Genomic DNA, 3,612 nt, shown 5'->3' on the forward strand with positions numbered 1-3,612 from the left:
TCTGAGAAATGTTCAGTAAAAATATCAAAGCACATGGTTTTTGCTCTCAAAAAGAGAGTATGAGATCATAACTATTACCGTCGGTCAAATCTGATTTTTTTAACAAAATATTCACGATCTTGCCCTGTCAGAATAATCAGCATAAAAAGATAGATATTCATTCACTTCAGGTGGCTGAGTATCATCCCGCTGGCGTTGATCCCGTTTTTTGTGGCGTACGGAATAAAGCGATAACCGCGATGTCTGTCGCCCTCACAAATTTCCTGAACAGTTCAATCGACGATATCGCGGGGGTGATTGGTATCGGAGGCTCAGGCGGAACAGCGCTGATTACTCCGGCTATGCAAAGCCTGCCGATCGGTTTGCCTAAAATCATGGTATCAACGATGGCGTCAGGGAATGTCTCGGCCTACGTTAGGGACAGCGATATTGCCATGCTGTATACGGTAACCGATCTCAACGGACTCAACCGTATTTCTCGTGCAGTATTGTCTAATGCTGCAAATATGATGGCGGGCTCTGTCAATTATTTTACGCCATTGGCTGATATTCATAAACCCGCTTTAGGGTTGACGATGTTTGGTATAACGACTCCATGCATTAATCAGCTCACTACTGAGTTAAATGCTCAATACGATTGCCTGGCTTTTCATGCTACCGGCAATGGTGGAACAAGCATGGAGAAATTGGCTAAGGACGGCAAATTGGTTTGTGTTTTAGATATTACATTAACAGAAATTTCCGATCTGTTATTTGGGGGGGTTTTGGGTTGTCCTGACACACGCTTAGATGTCATTGCAAAAAAAAGCATTCCGTGGATCGGCAGTGCTGGTGCTTTGGACATAGTTAACTTTGGTGCAAAAGACACGATCCCAGAACGCTACAGCAACAGGCTGTTTTTTGAGCATAACTCTCAGGTGACATTGATGCGAACGACACCTGAAGAAAACTATCAGCTTGGTATCTGGATAGGGAACAAACTTAATAAGTGTGATGGACCTATTCGATTCATTATTCCGGAAGGCGGATTCTCTGCGCTAGATTGCCCTGAACAACCTTTTTATTTACCTGCATCAACACAGGCTTTCTGTCATGGACTAAAAAAAACAATAAAACAAACAAAATTGCGAAAAGTTATAAAAACACCTTTTCACATAAATTCACCACAATTTTGTACTCTTGTAATACAACAACTCAAGGAAATTATAGAACACCAGGGAATCTCTTATGAAGAAAAAATATAATCAGATTATTGAAACTCTAAAACAAAAAGTCGAACGTAACGAAACTATTATTGGGGCGAGTGCAGGTAGTGGTCTTTCGGCGCGTTGCGAAGAAGCAGGAGGGGCAGACCTCATTATCGTATATAATTCTGGACGCTTCAGAATGGCTGGCAGAGGATCATTGGCCGGATTAATGCCATACGGTAATGCAAATGAAATTGTCAGAGAAATGGGTAATGAAATATTGCCGATAGTTAAGGAAACACCTGTATTGGCGGGTGTCTGCGGTACTGATCCATTCTGTAATTTATCTCTTTTCCTGGATGAACTGAAGGCACAAGGTTTTGCTGGTATTCAGAACTTCCCAACAGTAGGACTGATTGATGGAAAGTTCAGAAAAAACCTGGAAGAAACAGGCATGGGCTATGCACTGGAGGTTAAGCTAATCCGCCTGGCACATGAAAAAGGAATGATTACCACTCCTTATGTTTTCAATGCAAAAGAGGCTGAGGCTATGGCACAAGCAGGTGCTGATATCATTGTTGTACATCTGGGGCTAACCACTGGCGGTGATATTAGTGCTAATACATCATATGATCTGAAATCTTGTATACCAATCATTAACGCTTGTGCTTCGGCAGCTAAAACTATCCGAAATGACATTATTACGCTATGTCACGGCGGCCCAATTTTGGAACCGGAAGATGTCGCCTATATTATGGCTCATTGTCCCAATTGTCATGGGTTCTATGGCGCCAGTTCAATGGAGCGTTTGCCAACAGAACAAGCCATCAAACACACGATCCAGAAATTTAAAGAAATTAATCGGGGTTAGTGAGAGTTATACTTAAGCTATGTGGAAACTTAGTACCACAACCGTAATATCTGTTACGTTATGATGACGCATTGTTTTCTTTTCCTCAAAATATGGAAAGGTGCCCAATATGCCATACCCAGCCAACATATGCCTGTCTGGCTCCCTTATTTCATCCTACCAGGCCGCAACAACTCAGCCTCACTTGTCTCCGGGGCTTACTCAGCAATGTTAACGAAAAAATGTCTGAACAGAAGCCCCTGCCGCATCACGCTGGGTTGCTGATCAGGGGCAATCAGCAAACTGCTGGAGCCGCTGTATAAGACACTACGTCGGTATGCCAGGAAAAGTGCACGGTGACGACATCCCGGTACCACCTCAGACCCTAGGAAGGGGAAAAATCAACCCGATGAGTATCGACAATATCGAATACCCTGTCAGCGATAATTTATGCCTTTAAACCGGAAAACCATCCAAAAATTTTCCGGTTTCATTTGAAAAAACTATTTTATTTCGTTTTTCAAAGCCCTACGGTGACATTCACCACTCGCTTTTTCATGCAAAGTAAACAACATCGGTAATAGAGAACTCAACGCCTCTAGGCTATGCCCGAGCTGACACAAACTCTCTGGCGTAAATTCATGGATGTTATTACTGGCAAACGACAACATTGAGTCACCAAGAAAAGTTACACCATGACACATGCCCATAGTATTTTCTTTGGATGATTCAATTAACTGACACAGTACAGTATCGCTAATACATGAAAAATCCAATGATGCAATCGCATCCGACATGCCAGACCATAGGATATTCACATCAGATATATCACCGTCGTCGGGAGTATCAGGGACGCTACTGTGCATAATATTGCTTCCCAATTGGTTTACAAAAAATTAAAACCAAAGAAAAGTCTGTAAGCGCGGTATGTACTTCGGTTTCTACATTAGATTGTGCGTTAAATGTATAACGCTTTGAGTATGAGGATATGTTACTATTCATATTAGCCATACATTAGTTCTTGTAATGTTGTGGTTAGACGCTCTGATTGTGTTGCAGCACTTTCAGAGCGTTGCTTTTATGGTTCCTATAACTGTCACCATATTCTTTCGCCTGGAGATCAAGATCTCTTCCTCCTTTTCTGGTAACGGGAAGGCCAGATTTCATCAGGCTTCTGTCCCAGTGCGTTTGCAATAATTGTTTCACCTTTACACCAAGGTCTTTGCAAGGCATTAGATAACGTTGACGATGCCAGCCCTGCTTCTCTAGAAACAGCCGCCAATGACGTTCCTTTCTTTTTCAACGCGGCGATAATATCTGCCGAATGCCAATCTTTTTTCTCCACAAGAATTCTCCAATAAGATATATTTCGTGCTACATACAATTTTGATGGCACGTTTTACTTCAATTTGTATTTCAAACAGGGAACCTCTAAAAACTTTTCACAACCACAAAATTGAGTAAAATGTAGGCACAGTACATCTCTGCAAGGTAGCGCTGTCATGATACCGCCTCGTTCTGCTTTAAAAAAAGACAAGCTGGCATCCGAATATCACCGTCGAAAAATCGATGAAT

At 42.1% G+C, this 3,612-nt stretch carries 4 protein-coding genes; 2 read left to right on the forward strand and 2 right to left on the reverse strand.

Going from position 1 to position 3,612, the window contains the following annotated elements; translation table 11 throughout:
• Positions 1-119 precede the first annotated feature (119 nt).
• Positions 120-1,244 carry a Tm-1-like ATP-binding domain-containing protein gene (locus AAC155_RS23815; RefSeq protein ID WP_387493184.1) on the forward strand — a complete coding sequence of 375 codons (1,125 nt, stop codon included), beginning with the start codon at positions 120-122 and terminating at the stop codon, positions 1,242-1,244.
• Positions 1,228-2,058, forward strand: a complete 831-nt coding sequence (locus tag AAC155_RS23820) for a phosphoenolpyruvate hydrolase family protein (RefSeq protein WP_113044388.1) — start codon at positions 1,228-1,230, stop codon at positions 2,056-2,058. The genes AAC155_RS23815 and AAC155_RS23820 overlap by 17 nt, the downstream gene beginning before the upstream one ends.
• A 482-nt stretch (positions 2,059-2,540) precedes the next feature.
• Here the strand turns inward: AAC155_RS23820 and AAC155_RS23825 are convergent, their stop codons facing one another.
• Positions 2,541-2,903 carry a hypothetical protein gene (locus AAC155_RS23825; RefSeq protein WP_191215004.1) on the reverse strand — a complete coding sequence of 121 codons (363 nt, stop codon included), beginning with the start codon at positions 2,901-2,903 and terminating at the stop codon, positions 2,541-2,543.
• Positions 2,904-3,157: 254 nt separating this feature from the next.
• Positions 3,158-3,382: a helix-turn-helix domain-containing protein gene (locus AAC155_RS23830; RefSeq protein WP_228902821.1), complete on the reverse strand. Its 225-nt coding sequence runs from the start codon at positions 3,380-3,382 to the stop codon at positions 3,158-3,160.
• Between the last annotated feature and the right edge of the window lie 230 nt (positions 3,383-3,612).

It is taken from the genome of Photorhabdus sp. HUG-39 (assembly GCF_963878365.1).
Taxonomy (GTDB): domain Bacteria; phylum Pseudomonadota; class Gammaproteobacteria; order Enterobacterales; family Enterobacteriaceae; genus Photorhabdus; species Photorhabdus kayaii.

Coding starts and splice junctions, on each gene's coding strand:
- AAC155_RS23825 (WP_191215004.1), bottom strand. CDS start 2,903: ATGCACAGTAGCGTCCCTGATACTCCCGACGACGGTGATATATCTGAT.
- AAC155_RS23820 (WP_113044388.1), top strand. CDS start 1,228: ATGAAGAAAAAATATAATCAGATTATTGAAACTCTAAAACAAAAAGTC.